Source organism: Bacillus timonensis, from assembly GCF_004799755.1.
In the GTDB taxonomy this organism is placed as follows: domain Bacteria; phylum Bacillota; class Bacilli; order Bacillales; family Bacillaceae_L; genus Ferdinandcohnia; species Ferdinandcohnia timonensis_A.
The window spans coordinates 18,620-35,493 of the sequence record NZ_SLUB01000049.1 but is presented as its reverse complement, the minus strand read 5'-3'; the positions used below and the strand labels follow the sequence as shown (position 1 = coordinate 35,493).

At 37.7% G+C, this 16,874-nt stretch carries 17 protein-coding genes and 2 riboswitches; of the genes, 14 read left to right on the top strand and 3 right to left on the bottom strand.

The genetic code is table 11. The features are described from left to right. Positions 1-219 precede the first annotated feature (219 nt). Complete coding sequence (locus tag E1I69_RS19330) at positions 220-1,362, bottom strand: NADH-dependent flavin oxidoreductase (RefSeq protein WP_136381200.1); 1,143 nt, start codon at positions 1,360-1,362, stop codon at positions 220-222. A gap of 554 nt (positions 1,363-1,916) precedes the next feature. Between E1I69_RS19330 and E1I69_RS19325 the strand changes: the two genes are divergently transcribed. The 3 genes from E1I69_RS19325 (at position 1,917) to E1I69_RS25060 (ending at position 5,516) form a co-directional block, all read left to right on the top strand. Beyond that, the gene (locus E1I69_RS19325; protein WP_136381199.1) at positions 1,917-2,468 is read left to right on the top strand and encodes a dihydrofolate reductase family protein; all 552 of its coding nucleotides are present in this window, start codon (positions 1,917-1,919) and stop codon (positions 2,466-2,468) included. Between the two features lie 132 nt (positions 2,469-2,600). After that, the gene (locus E1I69_RS19320; protein WP_136381198.1) at positions 2,601-4,841 is read left to right on the top strand and encodes an ATP-binding cassette domain-containing protein; all 2,241 of its coding nucleotides are present in this window, start codon (positions 2,601-2,603) and stop codon (positions 4,839-4,841) included. Positions 4,842-5,057: 216 nt separating this feature from the next. Next, on the top strand, positions 5,058-5,516 hold the full coding sequence (locus tag E1I69_RS25060) for a hypothetical protein (protein WP_242634647.1): 459 nt from the start codon (positions 5,058-5,060) through the stop codon (positions 5,514-5,516). An 84-nt stretch (positions 5,517-5,600) separates the two neighbouring features. Here the strand turns inward: E1I69_RS25060 and E1I69_RS19310 are convergent, their stop codons facing one another. Then, a complete protein-coding gene (locus tag E1I69_RS19310; protein ID WP_136381197.1) occupies positions 5,601-6,629 on the bottom strand; it encodes a DUF3231 family protein in 1,029 nt (342 codons plus the stop codon). 127 nt (positions 6,630-6,756) lie between these two features. Between E1I69_RS19310 and E1I69_RS19305 the strand changes: the two genes are divergently transcribed. The 6 genes from E1I69_RS19305 (at position 6,757) to E1I69_RS19280 (ending at position 11,035) form a co-directional block, all read left to right on the top strand. Further along, on the top strand, positions 6,757-7,143 hold the full coding sequence (locus tag E1I69_RS19305) for a YidH family protein (RefSeq protein WP_136381196.1): 387 nt from the start codon (positions 6,757-6,759) through the stop codon (positions 7,141-7,143). 95 nt (positions 7,144-7,238) lie between these two features. Continuing rightward, complete coding sequence (trmL, locus tag E1I69_RS19300) at positions 7,239-7,709, top strand: tRNA (uridine(34)/cytosine(34)/5-carboxymethylaminomethyluridine(34)-2'-O)-methyltransferase TrmL (RefSeq protein ID WP_136381195.1); 471 nt, start codon at positions 7,239-7,241, stop codon at positions 7,707-7,709. Positions 7,710-7,830: 121 nt separating this feature from the next. After that, a riboswitch (TPP riboswitch) is annotated at positions 7,831-7,931 on the top strand. A 99-nt stretch (positions 7,932-8,030) separates the two neighbouring features. Further along, positions 8,031-8,711: a thiaminase II gene (tenA, locus tag E1I69_RS19295; protein ID WP_136381194.1), complete on the top strand. Its 681-nt coding sequence runs from the start codon at positions 8,031-8,033 to the stop codon at positions 8,709-8,711. A 122-nt stretch (positions 8,712-8,833) separates the two neighbouring features. Continuing rightward, positions 8,834-8,942, top strand: a riboswitch (SAM riboswitch). A gap of 148 nt (positions 8,943-9,090) precedes the next feature. Then, positions 9,091-9,759: a carboxymuconolactone decarboxylase family protein gene (locus tag E1I69_RS19290; protein ID WP_136381193.1), complete on the top strand. Its 669-nt coding sequence runs from the start codon at positions 9,091-9,093 to the stop codon at positions 9,757-9,759. A 192-nt stretch (positions 9,760-9,951) separates the two neighbouring features. Beyond that, positions 9,952-10,275: a PadR family transcriptional regulator gene (locus E1I69_RS19285; RefSeq protein ID WP_136381192.1), complete on the top strand. Its 324-nt coding sequence runs from the start codon at positions 9,952-9,954 to the stop codon at positions 10,273-10,275. 4 nt (positions 10,276-10,279) lie between these two features. Beyond that, positions 10,280-11,035, top strand: a complete 756-nt coding sequence (locus E1I69_RS19280; protein ID WP_136381191.1) for an HAAS domain-containing protein — start codon at positions 10,280-10,282, stop codon at positions 11,033-11,035. A 435-nt stretch (positions 11,036-11,470) separates the two neighbouring features. Here the strand turns inward: E1I69_RS19280 and E1I69_RS19275 are convergent, their stop codons facing one another. Next, a complete protein-coding gene (locus E1I69_RS19275; RefSeq protein WP_161974944.1) occupies positions 11,471-11,677 on the bottom strand; it encodes a hypothetical protein in 207 nt (68 codons plus the stop codon). Between the two features lie 417 nt (positions 11,678-12,094). On the opposite strand from E1I69_RS19275, the gene ehuB reads away from it, so the two are divergent. From ehuB to E1I69_RS19250, 5 genes are all read left to right on the top strand, one after another. Further along, positions 12,095-12,994, top strand: coding sequence for an ectoine/hydroxyectoine ABC transporter substrate-binding protein EhuB (gene ehuB / locus E1I69_RS19270; protein WP_136381189.1), 900 nt, complete (start codon positions 12,095-12,097; stop codon positions 12,992-12,994). Between the two features lie 68 nt (positions 12,995-13,062). Next, the gene (locus E1I69_RS19265; protein WP_136381201.1) at positions 13,063-13,725 is read left to right on the top strand and encodes an amino acid ABC transporter permease; all 663 of its coding nucleotides are present in this window, start codon (positions 13,063-13,065) and stop codon (positions 13,723-13,725) included. After that, complete coding sequence (gene ehuD, locus E1I69_RS19260) at positions 13,725-14,444, top strand: ectoine/hydroxyectoine ABC transporter permease subunit EhuD (protein ID WP_207308578.1); 720 nt, start codon at positions 13,725-13,727, stop codon at positions 14,442-14,444. Before E1I69_RS19265 ends, ehuD begins: the two co-directional genes overlap by 1 nt. Then, positions 14,437-15,207 carry an ectoine/hydroxyectoine ABC transporter ATP-binding protein EhuA gene (gene ehuA / locus E1I69_RS19255; protein ID WP_136381187.1) on the top strand — a complete coding sequence of 257 codons (771 nt, stop codon included), beginning with the start codon at positions 14,437-14,439 and terminating at the stop codon, positions 15,205-15,207. The genes ehuD and ehuA overlap by 8 nt, the downstream gene beginning before the upstream one ends. 181 nt (positions 15,208-15,388) lie before the next feature. Continuing rightward, positions 15,389-16,747, top strand: coding sequence for a D-serine ammonia-lyase (locus E1I69_RS19250; protein WP_136381186.1), 1,359 nt, complete (start codon positions 15,389-15,391; stop codon positions 16,745-16,747). The last annotated feature ends 127 nt before the right edge of the window (positions 16,748-16,874 follow it).

Sequence of the window (16,874 nt, the reverse complement as noted above, 5' to 3'; positions counted from 1 at the left end):
AAAGAAATATTCTACGGAAGTGTTGCGCTAATTGGTGAGAAAAAGAAACGTATTAAAAGGAAAATAAAGTAAAGAAAATACCAAAAAATGGGAACAAACAACAATTTTATTCATGATTGTTGTTTTAGCTCCCAAGCAAAAAAACTAACTGTAAATATATTACTTTTTATCAAAATAAATGCAATTATGCAAAGCTAGTGGACCTGTCCCTCTGTCCCATCAGACTCCTGGAAACCAGCCAGGGGTGTGGATGATAGCATTCCATAGAGGGTCTGGAATCACTAATTCTTTTTGTTTAGTTTTGTCTATTTTCGTCACGATTTCATTTTCTTTATCTTCTGCTACTTTTTGTACCCAATCTGGTTCAATGATTAGACCTCTACCTATTGCAAGTAAAGGGACACCGGTTTTAAAGGCCTTACGAGCATCTTCTGCAGTATAAATAGATCCAACTCCGATCAACGGAACCCGGTTATTAATCGTTTCAAGCAAGTATGCGATACGTGTTTTGTTGGTATCTTCAACACCTCTTCTAGCTGTTGAAAAGAAATCTGCTAAAGACACGTGAAGATAATCTAGTCCTTTCTCAGCTAAAGTATCAACCAGTTTGAGTGTATCACCCATTGTAATTCCTGGTGTTTCAGGTTCTTCTGGTGAAAAACGGTATCCAACAATAAACTCAGGAGTCGCATGTTCTTTTACAACTCTTTGCACTTCTTCCACAATAGCAAGTGGGAAGGTCATGCGTTTTTCAAGGCTACCCCCAAATCGATCCTCACGACGGTTTGAATGTGGGGAGAAGAATTGTTGAATTAAATAGCCGTTTGCTCCATGTATTTCAACTCCATCATAACCTGCTTCGATGGCACGTCGTGTGGTTTCGCCAAATGCTTTTATGATTTCTTCGACTTCATGTTCCGTTAATGCTCTTGGTTTGACATCAGGATCCTCTGTTGATTTACCGCCTCTTTCTGCAGGCACATCACTAGCGCTAACGATTTCTCCATTTGGAACTAATTCGGGAGGACACATTCTTCCACCATGAAAGATTTGTAAGATTGCTTTGGCTCCTTTTTCTTTAATGGCCTTTGCTAATCGAGTTAAGCTTGGTATCATCTCATCCTTGTCACCAGCAAATTCACCGTGGAATCCTTTTCCATTTGGAGTAACATATGTACAAGCTGTAATCACCATACTCACTCCACTAGCACGGCGAGCATAGTAGCTTACCTCAGCATCTGAAACAGTTCCATCTGGGTTAGATGAAAAATTAGTCATAGGTGCCATGACGAGTCTGTTTTTTAATTCAACCCCGTTAGGGAGATTAAAGGGTGTTAACATAAATTGATTGTCTTGATTCATTGTTTGTAACCTCCATAAACGTTTGATTTATATAAAAAAAGTGAAAACCAGTACCATTTTATACTTAGCTAATCAGTGGTACTTTATTATCGTGCAAAAATAATGATACATCGAATCGGAAACGATAGGAAGTATTCTGCTTATTCATAGGTGGGAGGGAAGTTGCGAATTACGGGTGTGGATATGTGTTCAGATGATACTATAAAAAAGCGAGTTGACCCAAAAAGTCAACTCGCTTTATAAATGCCCCTGCCAAGGAATTTTATTTTACCATAAAATGCGCTGCAGTGTGTACGGGGAAATCTGTCACAAACGTACCTTATTCATTTCACTAGCTTAATAGGGTTTGAAACATAATTGTTGGATAATTTACCATCATCAGATACTATATATTTTTAGATATAACCCTTCGAAATTACTTGGTTCTAGTCAAAAGGGGCATCCTTAAATGTGAAATTATATATCAAAATGTGAGTGTTTCATCTCGAGGATTAAAGGATAAAGGTTACGAATTGTTGGTTTTACAAACCCATTTTATAACGGGAGGTAGAAAAATGAGATCAAGAAGAGTTGTTTTAGATTTGGCAGTTAGTTTAGATGGATTTATTGAGGGACCGAGAGGGGAAGTTGACTGGTGCGTAATGGACTCAGATATGGGGTTTTTGGATTTCTTAAATAATATCGATACTATTTTTTACGGAAGAAAAAGCTACGATTTATGGGGGCAATATACTCCAAAAACGGAATACCCAGATACGGAAAAGGAAATGTGGGATACCGTCCATAGTAAAGAAAAATATGTGTTTTCTCGAACGCAAAAGGGTAGTGATCATCATGTTAAATACATAAATGATGATATTTTTGCAGAAGTAAATGAATTAAAGAAAAAGCATGGTAAAGACATTTGGCTATACGGAGGAGCAAGTCTGATCACCACTTTTATCAATTTAGGACTTGTTGATGAATATAGATTGTCTGTTCACCCTGTTGTATTGGGAGATGGAAAACCTTTATTTAGCGACATAAAGCAGAGGGTGAATTTGAAATTGGTTCAAACCAATAGATTTTCATCCGGCGTTGTTCAATTGATCTACCATTTAAACTAGTAACATTGACCAACTTGGGACAGTGAACCTGTCCCTTTGTCCCAGAGCCTGTTTCTTCTCTTAATCTTATATGGTAAGATGTACAAGCCGCTACATAGAGGACGTAAATAGCAGAAAAGGAGATGATGTTGATTGAAACAGGAATTTATTGAAGTTGTGAATGGTAGAGAGAACAATTTGAAAAATGTGCATGTACAGGTTCCAAAGGGGAAAATCACGATTTTCACAGGGGTCTCTGGTTCAGGTAAGTCATCGATTGTTTTTGACACGATTGCACAGGAAGCTGGTCGCCAGTTAAACGAGACTTTCAGTAGTTTTGCTAGGCAGTTTTTGCCGAAATACGGCCGACCTGAAGCTGATGAAATTAATAACTTATCTACTGCGATCATTGTGGATCAAAAACGACTAGGTGGAAATGCAAGATCCACACTCGGGACGGTTACCGATATTCAGCCACTATTCAGAGTGCTTTTTTCACGCTTTGCCCAACCAAGTATTGGTTGGAGTAATGCCTATTCCTTTAATGATCCGATTGGGATGTGCCCACACTGTGAAGGGATTGGAAGAACGATAACGTTAAATCTTGATGCTGCTTTAGATAAGGAGAAGTCCTTAAATGAAGGGGCGATTTTACTTCCAGGGTTTGGACCGGGTACATGGCAATGGAAAGCATATGCTGAATCAGGTTTCTTCGATAAGGATAAAAAGATCAAGGATTATACAAAAGAAGAATTTGAAAAGCTTGTTTATGCTGAAGAAGAGAAGGTCGCAATTAGCTACATGAACGGGGAAATCAATACAACTTATGTTGGCCTGGTTGTAAGATTTATGCGTCAAAATGTGAATCGTGACAAAGACACATCAAAAGCTGCCGAAAAAAAGCTCAAGGAATTTGCCACAACTGGTACATGTCCTAGCTGCCACGGAACACGTTACAATGAGAAGGTTATGTCATCTAAAATCATGGGCTATTCCATTTATGACCTGACATCAATGCAATTGGATGAGTTAATTGAAGTTCTGCCCAGCTTCGACGAGCCAAGTGCGAAGCCAATAGTGGACGGAATTTTAGAACGGGTTAAGAATCTTTGTGATATTGGATTAAGTTATTTAACCTTAACACGTGAAACACCGACCTTATCTGGCGGTGAGTCTCAACGGGTTAAAATGGTGAAATATTTATCTAGTAACTTAACAGGTTTAATGTACATATTTGATGAACCAAGCACTGGACTTCATCCTCGCGATGTTTACCGATTAAATGATTTACTTGTCAAATTACGTGATAAAGGAAATACCGTATTAGTGGTAGAGCATGACCCAGACGTTATACAAATTGCAGACCATGTGATCGATGTGGGTCCAAATGCTGGTACTAACGGTGGCAACATTATGTATAGTGGAAGTTACCAAGGGTTATTATCTTCAGATACACTTACAGCTCAGTATTTAAACAAGAAGATGGAAATCAAAGAAAACCCAAAACCAGTTAATGAGTTTTTAGAAAGCCAGAAAAGTAGTCTGCACAATTTAAAAAATGTTAGCCTTCGCGTCCCAATTGGTGTATTTACAGCTGTTACCGGAGTAGCGGGTTCAGGGAAAAGTACGCTTGTAAACGAGGTCTTTGCAAAAGATTATCCAGAGTCGATTCGTATTGACCAAAGCCAGGTACACGGTAACATACGTTCTAATCCAGCAACCTTCTCTGGGATTATGAATTCGATTCGAAAAGCCTTTTCTGAAGCAAATAATGTGGAGAGTGGGTTATTCAGCTATAACTCTAAAGGGGCATGTGAAACTTGTGGAGGAACTGGAACGGTAGAGCTTAATCTATCTTTTATGGATAAAATGGAAATGGAATGTAGCGAATGTCATGGCGATCGGTACAAACAAGAAGTGCTTCAATATTTCTATAAAGGGAAAAATATTGTAGACATAATGGAGATGACTGTCGCGGAAGCCGTGGAGTTTTTTGAAGCGAAAGACATCCAGAGACAGCTAAAAAGCATGGCAACAGTTGGACTTGGCTACCTTTCATTAGGACAACCCCTAAACACATTGTCTGGTGGAGAAAGTCAACGTCTGAAACTTGCAAAAGAGCTAAATAAGAAGGGCAACATCTATATTCTCGATGAACCAACAACCGGATTGCACCTTTCAGATGTCTCGAACATTTTAGTGATTATCGAAGAATTAGTCAAAAAGGGCAATACTGTGATTGTGATCGAACATAACCTGGATGTGATTCGAAACAGTGATTGGATTATAGATTTAGGTCCCGATGGTGGAACTGGTGGAGGAGAGATTTTATACGAAGGACCACCAACAGGACTTAAGAATTGTGAGCGGTCGATAACTGCGAAATATATTTAAAAGTATAGGTGCCTGTACGGTTGTGTAACAGAAATTGTTTAAGTTAGTAGTCCTAGTTAAAATTAGGGCTGCTTTTTTGTCATTCATATGAAAAGCGAAACTTAATTTAGTTTTAATCGTAGATAAAAATAAGTAAAAAATGTGAACAAATATACAGGGGTTACAAGTAGAACGGTCTTGATATGATTTTCTAATTATCTCTAAGGGGGTGCTACGTTGGAAAAACAAGCAGATGAATTATTAACAACTATAAAGAAGTTGAAGAGCGCCATTAGCAAAGAAAATTGTAAAAAACTGAATCTAAATAAGTGTGAACGAGTGGTTCAAAAGCTCGCTTCATTTTCAGAAAACTGTGAGGATTGTCAGCTCTATTTGCTTGATTTGAAAAATCATTTTAATCAACTAGAAGGGAATATAGACCGGATTGATACGGTTCTAACCCAACATAAAAAAGTGATTAATGACATTGTGTCTCATCTTCAAAAGAAGCATAAGTTGGTACCTGAGGGTATGTATTTAACATTATACATGTCAATAGGGATGAGTTTGGGTATTGTGTTTGGATTAACGATATTTGAAAATATTGGGTTAGGTATACCGATTGGGTTGAGTATCGGCATTGCAATCGGTGCTGGTTTGGATGCAGATGCTAAGAAAAAGGGAAATACAATTTAGTCTCATACACAAGATAGTTGTTACGTTTTTCTTGTTTTAACTTGGTGGAAAAAGGAGAGACCAGTCGATCTCTCCTTATTATGTTTACTTATTTGAACCTTTTGCCAACGTTTTTCTATCTATGGCTTCTGGTTGTTTTTCTAACCATCCGTGTTTCACCATAATATGGTAAGAAAATGCACCTGCCTCCATGGCATGGGTAAAGACTTTAGAATAGTTAACGATGATATCCGACCTGAAGCTGGAGCCTAATGATGCCCCGTAGTAGGAAAGAGCCGCATTGACTAAAAAGCCAGCGTGAAACATAATCAATTTGTCAGAGAATGGGCTGATTGTTGAATCGGTAACCTCAGCATCCCATTTCTCAGGGATTGGTAAATGATCCTGTTGTAAGATTAGATCAAAACTTTCTGCATCTTTTCCTGCTAATTTAACGTTCTTCACCATAAAAGTACGAACTTCCTCTGACCTAGCTACCTGACTAAAAGCTAAACTTAATGATTTGATAAATCCAGTTTTCGTTGAATTAAAGAAAAGGGTGCTAACTTCCGAACTATTAAGTGGCCGTTTGTCACCAATTAAATTTGAAACAAACCCTGGTGATTCGATAAACGCGCTCTCTTTTGGTGAAGGAATGGTTGGTACACTAGTGAATTTTGGCTCGTTTTTAGCTAATTCCACGATTTTTTGAAACAGGTCCTTAGAAGATTCCGTACACTCAAAGAAGTAATTTTGAATGTCTTTTCGTTCCGTGTTTGTAATCGCTAAGCTATAAGCGGTTAACCCATGGATGGTCATAATATAGGAATAAAATAGTAAAAATTGATCAGAAAAAAGTCGAGGTGCGTTAACATTTACGTCACTCTCTGTAAATCCAATTGGAGTCTTGTAATTGTCACTTTTTAAGAATTTATCAATTTTCGTAATATGGCTTTCAGCTAACTGTAATGAACTTTCTAAAATAGATTTAATCTCTTTGTTTTCAACTATATTAAGAAAATATTTGTATACACAGATAGCCATACTATCACCCATATACTGAAGCCACAGTGCGGATACTTCTGCAGCGGTTAAACTGTTGGTTTTGTTTTTACTATCCTTAAAGATACCCAAAGAAAATACCTCCGATTTTATCAATTCATATTCTTGGGTTATTTTATGGAATGTAGCTACGAATTAAACAATGAAACCGAACTAGTTTTTAAGAATGATTTAACTTAACAATAAAGAGGGTGATGTTATGAATAAAGAAAACCCGAAAAAAGAGGAGAACCATCAAACGGTAGATTCTAAATACATTCAGCAGCATCTTGCGAATGAAAGAACATTTTTAGCGTGGGTAAGAACGGCAATTGCAATTATTGGGGTTGGGTTCCTTGTGACGAATTTGCATTTTACAATGAAAACCAGTCTTTCATCTACAGGGGATCTATTAGCGAATGTAATTGGACTATTTTCAGTTGGAATCGGCATACTGACAATTATTATGGCTATGATTGCCTATGTGAGAAAAATTAAGGCGATTAATAACCAGACATTCCGCACACCCAAAACCACGGTGCTCACCCTTGGCGTTTTTGTCATAATGATTGCAGTCGTCTTCGGGATTTACTTTGTGCTCTTATAAGAGCCAACTTGGTATAACGAACTTATCTAAAGTACCTTTGTCTGCCGTCTATATGCTATAATTTGGAGGGGAATTATAGTTAGGAGTGACCATTCTTGGCAATACATGTTGTACTTTATCAACCAGATATTCCGGCTAATACAGGAAATATTGCACGTACTTGTGCTGCAACGGATACAGCCTTACATTTAATCCGACCCCTTGGCTTTTCAACAGATGAAGAAATGATTAAACGAGCGGGTTTTGATTTCTGGCATTCCGTCAATATCACGTATTATGACTCATTAGATGATTTTTTTTCGAGCAATAAAGGTGAGTTTTACTATATTGAAACGTTTGGCGAAAAAACACATTCAGCTTTTGATTTCAGCGATGTTTCAAAAGAACATTATTTTATGTTTGGAAAAGAAACAACAGGCTTACCTAAAGATTTGCTAGAAAAACATAAAAATCATTTTTTAAGAATCCCTATGAGTCAGCATGTTCGATCCCTTAACCTTTCAAATACCGCTGCGATATTGGTGTATGAGGCATTAAGACAACAAGAATATCCGAATTTAAAATAAGAAATCTTCCATCCTGGAGGATTTTTTGTTTGCTTGCACATAGAAATGTTGGAAAGCTTTCAAACATTTGCTTATTTTCAGCAGCTATGTTTAACTAAAAGATAGTAACTTAATAATCTAACAATTCGACTAGGGGAGCATGTATTTGCTGAGAGATAGACATATCGACCCTTTGAACCTGATCTAGGTAACACTAGCGTAGGGAAGTGGAGTTGGTATTTGTCGTGTATGCGATGATATATTACCGAACCCATTTCTAGTCACTAGTGATGGGTTTTGTTTTTTTCTCCCTGATGTCAAAAGGAGAGAGGGGAAATGAAAATGAGTAGTTTATTTACTGATCGTTTATGGAATCGAGTAGAACCAATTTGGAATTCGTATTTGGAACATCCTTTCGTCAAAGGGATAGGTGAGGGCTGGTTGGATAAGGAAAAATTTAAACATTATATGAAACAAGATTATGTGTATTTAATTGAGTATAGCCGTCTATTTGCGATAGGAAGTGCGAAAGCTCCCGATTTAAAAACAATGTCCATTTTTGCAAATCTTTTACATGGTACGCTTGAAGTGGAGATGGATCTTCATCGCCAATATGCCGCGAAATTTGGTATCTCTCATGAAGAACTAGAGGCAACCAAGCCTGCATCAACTACGACTTCTTACACAAGTTACATGCTGAACGTCGCACATCTTGGCGGTGTTGAAAATGTGGTCGCAGCCGTCCTTACTTGTGCTTGGAGTTATAATTTTATTGGAAAAGAACTCGTAACATGGCCTGGAGCCAGCGAACATGAATTCTATGGAGAATGGGTTAAAATGTATGCATCCGATGAATTTACGAAGTTATCCGATGATTGTAAAACTCTGCTCAATGAAATGGCAAGTGGAAAATCTGAACTAGAGCTAGCAAGACTTGAAGAAATTGTCGTTAAAACAAGCATGTTTGAATACATGTTTTGGGATATGGCTGAACATTTAGAAGAGTGGCCGATTAACCTATAAGTGTTAAATCCCAAAACTCGGTTGAGGGATATTTTTCGAAATAATCCAATATTTCTGTTGACAAGCTTTTATTAATTCATGTAAGGTAGTAGATATTAGATTCCTAAATTAAATACGATTTTTTCTTATCAAGAGTCGGGGGAGGAACCTGGTCCGTTGATCCCGCAGCAACCGTTACGATGAATGTATCAAGGTGCTAATTCCAGCAAGCAAATGCTTGAAAGATGAGTGTGGACGTACATAATGCCTCTTCCTCATCGGAAGGGGCTTTTTAAGTTTCACTAATAGATGGATTCGTATTTTTCTATTAAAAAACTAAGTAAGTTGATGTGAAAAATCGTATTGTATTTATGGAAAATACCCAAGGGAGAGATGCAAAATGACAGGAACAAAAACAGATAGCTTGTACAAAAAGGAATACTTCGGAAGACTTCCAGAATTGAAACAGTATGCCCCAGAGACTTTTAAATCTTTCATCAAGTTTGATAGCCAAGCATTAGCAGCGAGAAGACTTTCCGTGAAGCAAAAGGAACTGATTGCCGTGGCGGTCGCACATATCACAGGTTGCCCATATTGCATTGATTTACATGTCGGTAATGCGAAAAAGAATGATGCTACGAAAGAGGAAGTGGCAGAAGCTATTTTTGTTGCGACTGCATTAAAGGCTGGTTCTTCTTTAGCACATGGAGTGAATGCACTCAACGCATATGATGGAAATGGTGATGAAGAACTGTATAAGGCATCCTATTTTGCGAGACTGAAAGAATTTGCGGACTTGAGCGGAGAGGCATTTAAAGCATTTATTGATTTTGACAGTAAGTCCCTCAAAGCGCAAAACTTAACAGAAAAGGACAAAGAGTTGATTGCGGTTGCTTGTGCACATACAACGGGTTGTCCGTACTGCATCGATCTTCATACGAAAAATGCTAAAAAAGCAGGCGCTGATTTAGAAGAAATTTCAGAAGCTATTTTCGTAGCCGTTGCATTAAAAGCAGGATCTGCGCTAGCGCACAGTGTGAACGCACTTAATGCGTATGATGAAAATTAAGTAAGTACATTATCATTATAGAAAAAACCTATTGACAAAAAAATGAAATAAATTTACACTTAAAACAACTATTTTGTATAACAAGATAGTTGTTTTTTATATCAGCTATCTTGTTAAACCAACTACCTAAGAATAACTTTATTTTTCGGTTCACTACCTTGTATAGCAAACTAGAGGGGGGAGTAAGATGAGATGTCAATAAGAAGCCAATTGTTAAAGGGAGTATTGGATGGATGTGTGTTGGCTGTCATCAAAAAGGAGCCTATTTATGGCTATGAACTTTCACAAAAATTGCTGAATATTGGATTAGCAGATGTAAGTGAGGGAACGATTTATCCAATTTTATTACGGCTTCAGAAAAATGGCCTCATCAGGGGAGAAATGCGCCCCTCTGAATCAGGACCAAATCGCAAATATTATTTTTTGACTGAAAAAGGGCATGAAGCTTTGGAGATTATTACCGAAGAATGGGAACAAATTTCAGGACCAGTAAATGAATTACTGAAAGGGAGGTAAGGATATGTTATCAACAAAAAGTCAGGCATTTATCGACAATCTTAATATGTACTTAATGATGTCAGGAAAAAATGAACAAGAAATTAAGGAATTAATTGAGGAATTAATGGATCATCTCACCGAGGCAGAGAAAAGTGGGAGAAGCATAAATGATATTATTGATCAATCACCAGAACAATATATGGCTTCATTAAAACAAGAAATGAAGACAGATTATAAAAGTCTATTAAAATTCCTTCCGCTCTTTTTTATTGGAGTTATAGCCTATTTCCTCATAGGACCCGCCATAAGAGGAGAGTTTGAACTTAACATTATACAAGTCATTGGGATGCCTATTTTAGCTGTGTTAATGCTTGCCGTTTACGTATATTTTTTACAGAATGCAGGTCGGAAGCAATACTCAAAGAAAAAATTTTTTCTTGGGGGCGTTATTGCCAGTATGATTGTCACAACATTAGCGATTCTCGTAATCGTTGTGAGTACAATATTTGTTAAGCCGTTTTTTGTAGGTGGTACAACTGCGGATATAGTTGTAATCGTGATTTGCAGTAGTACTTTTGTAGGAACAGCAATTTGGAGTAAGATGTGGTTTCCCATTTGGATACCAGCATTTCTGATTATTCCTGATATATTCACCCGTTTTACAGACTGGAGTGTTGAAACAATCCTTATCATTAGTATGGTATCATTTGTTTTGATGTTTGCGGTTATCATTTTGAATATCTTGATACAAGAAAAAAGAAAAAAGAGGTTCGTCTGAGCAAGCATAAAAATGAATGAATATAGTAGCACATGCAAGAATTTTGACTGGATGACAAATTTTACGTTATTTTAATGCACGAAACATAAAATCATTTATAAAAACCATGATTCTTAAAGCGATTTTAACAGCCCCTTAATAGTCACTTACTACAATGGTAAAAGGTAAGTGGATAGTAAGGTGCTTTACATGTTTCCTTGTCAATGTGAGATCTTAGTTTGGCAAACATAAGGTGAGTGCTAAAAAGGAGAACAGTATAGATACCTGCTACGCATGTTATGACAGGAGTGGGTTTAGCGGGTTTGTCCTTTCTTGACCCAACGATGGCCAATCATCCAGAACTACTTTCATCTATGTTGTTCTGTACAATTGTAGGTTCAAATGCTCCTGATATAAATATCATTGAAGGAAAGTACCCACAACAAGCAGATACATTTATTTACCTGAATGCCTTGTTCCTTTTTTATACTCCTCATATTCACCCCATGACAAATAGCATAATCCAGCTAATAATAAGAGTAAACTTAAGGTACTAATGGAATTTCCAACGGGTGCACCGCCAATTGCTTCACTCAAATAATTTACTGCTATTAAAATAGTGGAAATGGCAATAAATGATATGCCCACTCTTCTTTTTACCAAACAAATCCCCCCAAATAGAGTAAAGTGAAATTGTTTTAAACCATTCATCAGATTGTTCAATCTTTATCCATATTTTAACATAAACAACCAGAAAATACCTTGAAATTCAAATTAAATTTTATGGTTATCCTACATCCATCTAGACAACCAGACAAATTTGGAAATCCACACTGATGTCGAGTGATTCGGAGCATACGTCCATCTAATCGAGGATGTTTGCCTATCCACCAAGTCAGCAGCCCTCAACATACTTAATCCTAAAATATCCTGTTATATCCAAAAATATGAGATTTGAGCAATTATTCTAAAAAGATATACAATTTTATTATGTCTTTAATCTTTTCGTTATAGAATTCAAAAAAGCATCAACAATTAGCAAATTTGCTAGTTTAAAAAAATTTGGGGGTATGTAGGTAAATGAAAAAACGACTATCGATTTTATTTTTTGTACTAGTCTTAGGAATCATGACAGCTTGTGGCACAGGAGAGGAAGCCGGTGGCACGACTAAGGGGGCCACATCAGGGGGATCTAGTCTAGATGAGTTGAAAGAAAAAGGTACCGTTACGATTGGCTTTGCGAATGAAGCGCCATATGCCTATCAAGATCCCAAAACGGGTGAATTAAAAGGGGCAGCAGTTGAGATTGCGACAAAAGTTTTTAATAATATGGGGATTGAAAATGTAAAAGGGCAAATTGCCGAATGGAATCAACTGATTCCGGGGGTAAAAGCAGGCAAATTTGATGTTATTACAGCTGGAATGGCGATTTTACCAGAACGTGCCGAACAAGTGGCATTTGGTGAACCAGAAATTCAATATGGTGAAGGCTTAATTGTTGAAAAGGGAAATCCCTTAGATCTTCACAGCTACACAGATATTGCAGACAATCCTGATGTAATTGTAGCAGTCATGTCTGGTGCAACAGAAATCGAGTTTTTGAAAGAAATGGGTGTGAGTGAAGACCAAATCCTTGAAGTTGCCGATATCCCGGCGACATTCTCTGCTGTCCAATCAGGTCGAGCTCAAGCAACCACTGGTACTGAAATGACTGTGAAAATGGCTTTACAATCTTCTGATCAAAACGCGCTAGAATTTGTTGAAGATTTTGAGCAACCAGATATCAAAGGAGTGCCTAGTTATGGTGCAGCAGCATTTGCGAAAGATAACGAAGAACTGAGGGAAGCGTACAACGCAGAACTTCAGAAACTTAAAGAAAATGGAGAGATTCTTGATCTCATTACCCCATCTGGTTTTGGCGAAGGAAACCTTGTTCCGAATGATTTAACGACGGAACAAGTAGTGGAAAGTTTAAAATAACACGGGGAAAAAATGGATAGGTCTCCTAGCATGGGAGACCTTTTTTCATAACAAATGAGGTGAGTCCAATTAGTCAAATAGGTGAAATCTTTTCAATATTACTTCAAGGTCTAAACATTACGATTCTTATTTTAGTTACGTCTGCATGTTTCTCATTTTTAATTGCATTTTTAGCGGGATTTGGTCGCTTGTCAAAGAATTTTTTTATTCGAAAATTCACAGGTTTCTTCGTAGAAATTTTTCGCGGGACCTCTCTAATCATTCAATTGTTTTGGTTCTTCTACGCGCTTCCGATTTTGTTTGGAATTGATTTAGGATCTGAATTTTGGGCATGTGTAATTGCAATTTCAATGAACTATGGAGCATATATGTCGGAAACGGTTCGTGGTTCAATCCTCTCCGTTTCACATGGACAAACAGAAGCAGCCATTGCTCTGAACATGTCACGCTTTCAACGTATGAAAATTGTTATTTTGCCCCAGGCAGTAAGGATGATGCTACCGGAATTCGGCAATTATCTGATTCAAATGTTGAAGGCAACCTCACTCATATCACTCGTAGGCTTGGCTGATATTGTGTATAGAGGTCAACTTTATACAAATACCAATCTTTCTTCGACGCCTACCGTATACTTATTCATTCTTATTTTTTATTTTGTGATCGCCTTACCTTTAATCGGTTTAACAAAGTGGGCGGAAAAACAATCATCGAAGGGAGTGGCTAGCGAATAATGTGGGATTGGAATATGTTTTTTGGATCACTTCCGATGATTTTCAAAGGGATGTGGGTGACCCTCGGGGTGACAATCGCTTGTTATCTATTTGCGATGGTGTTTGGTTTTGTTTGGGTAATGTTAAAACGAATTCCATTTAAACCTGTTCAATGGGTGATTTCATTTGTTCTTGAGTTTATTCGATCAACACCGCCGCTCGTGCAATTATTTTTCTTGTTTTTTGGATTGCCGATGGTCCCATATATTGGAGTGAGCTTAAGTCCATTCACGGTTGCAGTACTTGGGCTAGGCATTCACTTTAGCACATATATTTCAGAAATTTACCGTTCAGGAATTGAATCTGTCGATAAAGGGCAATGGGAAGCCTCTATTGCGTTGAACATGTCTATAAAAGACAGATGGACAAAAATAATCCTTCCGCAAGCGATCCCTCCGACGATTCCAATGCTAGGGAATTATTTGATCATCATGTTCAAGGAAGTACCTTTGACGTCAACAGTTGGTGTTGCAGGTATGCTGCTCATGGCAGATAAATTTGGTGCGAGAAATTGGGCGTATCTAGAACCATATACATTAGTGGCTCTTTTCTTCCTGCTTTTGAGTTATCCATCAGCAGTCTTAATAAAGAAATTAGAAAACAAACTGAATCGACGATTTGATAAGAAAGATCCAACAGGAACGAAAAGTGTAAAGAAGGGAGTGGCAATCAATGGCTGAGCCGATTGTAACCTATAAAAATGTGACCAAATCTTTCGGTGATGTGGATGTCTTAAAAGGGATTAACTTAGATATTGCACCTGCTGAAAAAATCGCGTTGATTGGACCAAGTGGGTCTGGGAAAACGACGATTATTCGTTTATTAATGACATTGGAGGAACCCACTTCAGGGGTCATCGAGGTAGATGGTCAAAACCTTTGGCAAATGGAGAAAAAAGGGGAATTAGTAAGAGCAAACGAGAAGCATTTAAGACAAATTAGAGGGGATATCGGGATGGTATTCCAGCACTTTAATTTGTTTCCACATATGACGATTCTAGAAAATTGTATGACTGGTCCAATTCAAGTGAAAGGTCATTCCAAAGAAGAGGCCAGGAAAAATGCAATTGAAATGCTAGAAAAGGTTGGGCTGGGTGATAAATTAGATAACTACCCAAATCAGCTTTCCGGTGGTCAAAAGCAGCGGGTAGCGATGGCACGTGCTCTCGTGATGCGTCCGAAAGTAATGCTGTTTGATGAGGTAACCTCTGCCCTTGATCCAGAGCTTGTTGGTGAAGTTTTAGAAGTCATCCGTGACATTGCTGAAGAAGGGGAAATGGCGATGGTCCTTGTGACCCATGAGATGGACTTTGCACGGGATGTTGCCGATCGGATCATCTTCTTGGAGAATGGTGTGATTGCTGAACAAGGTACACCTGAAGAGGTATTAGAAAATACGGAAAGCGAACGTCTGCAGCAGTTTCTTAGTCGTTTTCGTTCTTAAAATCTGGGGTAACCCAATTACATTTAAATTATTGAAGAGAAGGGGAGGCATCGTATGTCTCACCTTCTCTTTTTTACTACAAGAAATTAAAGGAAAATCAAGTCTTGTAGAGAATACAATGAATTGTATATTTTTAGCAACGTTGAAGAAGTAAAACTGTAAAAATTCTGGGGGTGATGGGATGGAGCGTATCTTAGGAAAGACAAAAGATGAATGGATTCAAGCTTTTCCATTAATAGAAAAACTTATTTTAACCGAGGAGGTTTTTTGGAGTAATCCGAAATACCAGGATTTTGAAAGAGCTATTCAACATGTTTCTTTAGGAATAAAGGATGTCCGTGATGCGGAAGAAAGATTAAAGAGATTCTCACCTTACCTTGCTCGTGCTTTCCCAGAGACAAAGGAAATGAATGGGATCATCGAATCACCATTAAAGGAAATTCCCGTGATGCAGAGTTCTTTAGAAAACTATTTTAGTAAAAAGATAGAAGGAAAAATGCTCCTGAAATGCGATAGTCATCTACCGATTTCTGGATCGATTAAAGCAAGAGGCGGTATTTATGAAGTATTAAAGCATGCTGAAGACTTAGCGATTGAAAATAAGCTTCTATCTACGGAAGAAGATTATAGCAAACTCGATAATGATACATATAGAAAGTTCTTTTCCAATTATTCAATTGTTGTGGGTTCTACGGGGAATCTCGGATTAAGTATTGGAATTATTAGTGCAAAGCTAGGCTTTAACGTAACGGTTCATATGTCAGCTGATGCTAAGAAATGGAAAAAAGACCTGCTCAGAAGTAAGGGAGTATCAGTGATCGAACATGAATTGGACTACAGTGTTGCAGTTGAACAGGGAAGAGAACAGTCCCAGAAAGATCCTAACAGTTATTTTATCGATGATGAAAATTCAACCCATTTATTTTTAGGTTATGCCGTAGCCGCATCAAGGCTACAAAAACAACTAGAGGCGCAGGATATCATAATAGATGAAGAACATCCATTGTTTGTGTACCTTCCATGTGGAGTTGGAGGGGGGCCAGGAGGGGTGGCATTTGGTCTGAAACTCATTTTTAAAGATCATGTCCATTGTTTTTTTGCGGAACCGACCCATTCTCCTTGTATGTTATTAGGGTTATTAACCGAGCAACACGACAAAATTTCGGTCCAAGATGTAGACATCGATAACAAAACGGCAGCTGATGGATTAGCGGTTGGAAGACCATCGGGCTTTGTAGGAAAAACGTTAGAACGTCTAATTAGTGGGGTTTACACCGTTGAAGACGATCAACTATTTGCATATCTCAGTATGTTGGCACAAACAGAAGATATGTATTTAGAACCATCTGCATTGGCAGGTATTGCGGGTCCAACCCGATTATTTACAGAGCTGGAAGGAAGAACGTATATCGATAAAAATCAAGTAACCGATAAAATGAAACGAGCAGTGCACATTTCATGGGCAACGGGAGGCAGCATGGTACCTAAGGAAATAATGGATGAGTATATGGAAAGAGGGCTTAAAGTTATGAATGAATGATAGTAACTATTATCTCTTTTAAGCGGGAGCGGTGGATAGTATTATTAATGATTCAGCTTTTTTTAAAAAGTGACAATTCCTTAAAGCAACTATAACCTTGTATATTTTTAAAATAGTTAGAATATAA

Coding starts and splice junctions, on each gene's coding strand:
- ehuD (WP_207308578.1), top strand. CDS start 13,725: ATGTGGGATTGGAATATGTTTTTTGGATCACTTCCGATGATTTTCAAA.
- E1I69_RS19285 (WP_136381192.1), top strand. CDS start 9,952: ATGTCAATAAGAAGCCAATTGTTAAAGGGAGTATTGGATGGATGTGTG.
- E1I69_RS19330 (WP_136381200.1), bottom strand. CDS start 1,362: ATGAATCAAGACAATCAATTTATGTTAACACCCTTTAATCTCCCTAAC.
- ehuB (WP_136381189.1), top strand. CDS start 12,095: ATGAAAAAACGACTATCGATTTTATTTTTTGTACTAGTCTTAGGAATC.
- tenA (WP_136381194.1), top strand. CDS start 8,031: ATGAGTAGTTTATTTACTGATCGTTTATGGAATCGAGTAGAACCAATT.
- E1I69_RS19280 (WP_136381191.1), top strand. CDS start 10,280: ATGTTATCAACAAAAAGTCAGGCATTTATCGACAATCTTAATATGTAC.
- ehuA (WP_136381187.1), top strand. CDS start 14,437: ATGGCTGAGCCGATTGTAACCTATAAAAATGTGACCAAATCTTTCGGT.
- E1I69_RS19290 (WP_136381193.1), top strand. CDS start 9,091: ATGACAGGAACAAAAACAGATAGCTTGTACAAAAAGGAATACTTCGGA.
- E1I69_RS19305 (WP_136381196.1), top strand. CDS start 6,757: ATGAATAAAGAAAACCCGAAAAAAGAGGAGAACCATCAAACGGTAGAT.
- E1I69_RS19325 (WP_136381199.1), top strand. CDS start 1,917: ATGAGATCAAGAAGAGTTGTTTTAGATTTGGCAGTTAGTTTAGATGGA.
- E1I69_RS19250 (WP_136381186.1), top strand. CDS start 15,389: ATGGAGCGTATCTTAGGAAAGACAAAAGATGAATGGATTCAAGCTTTT.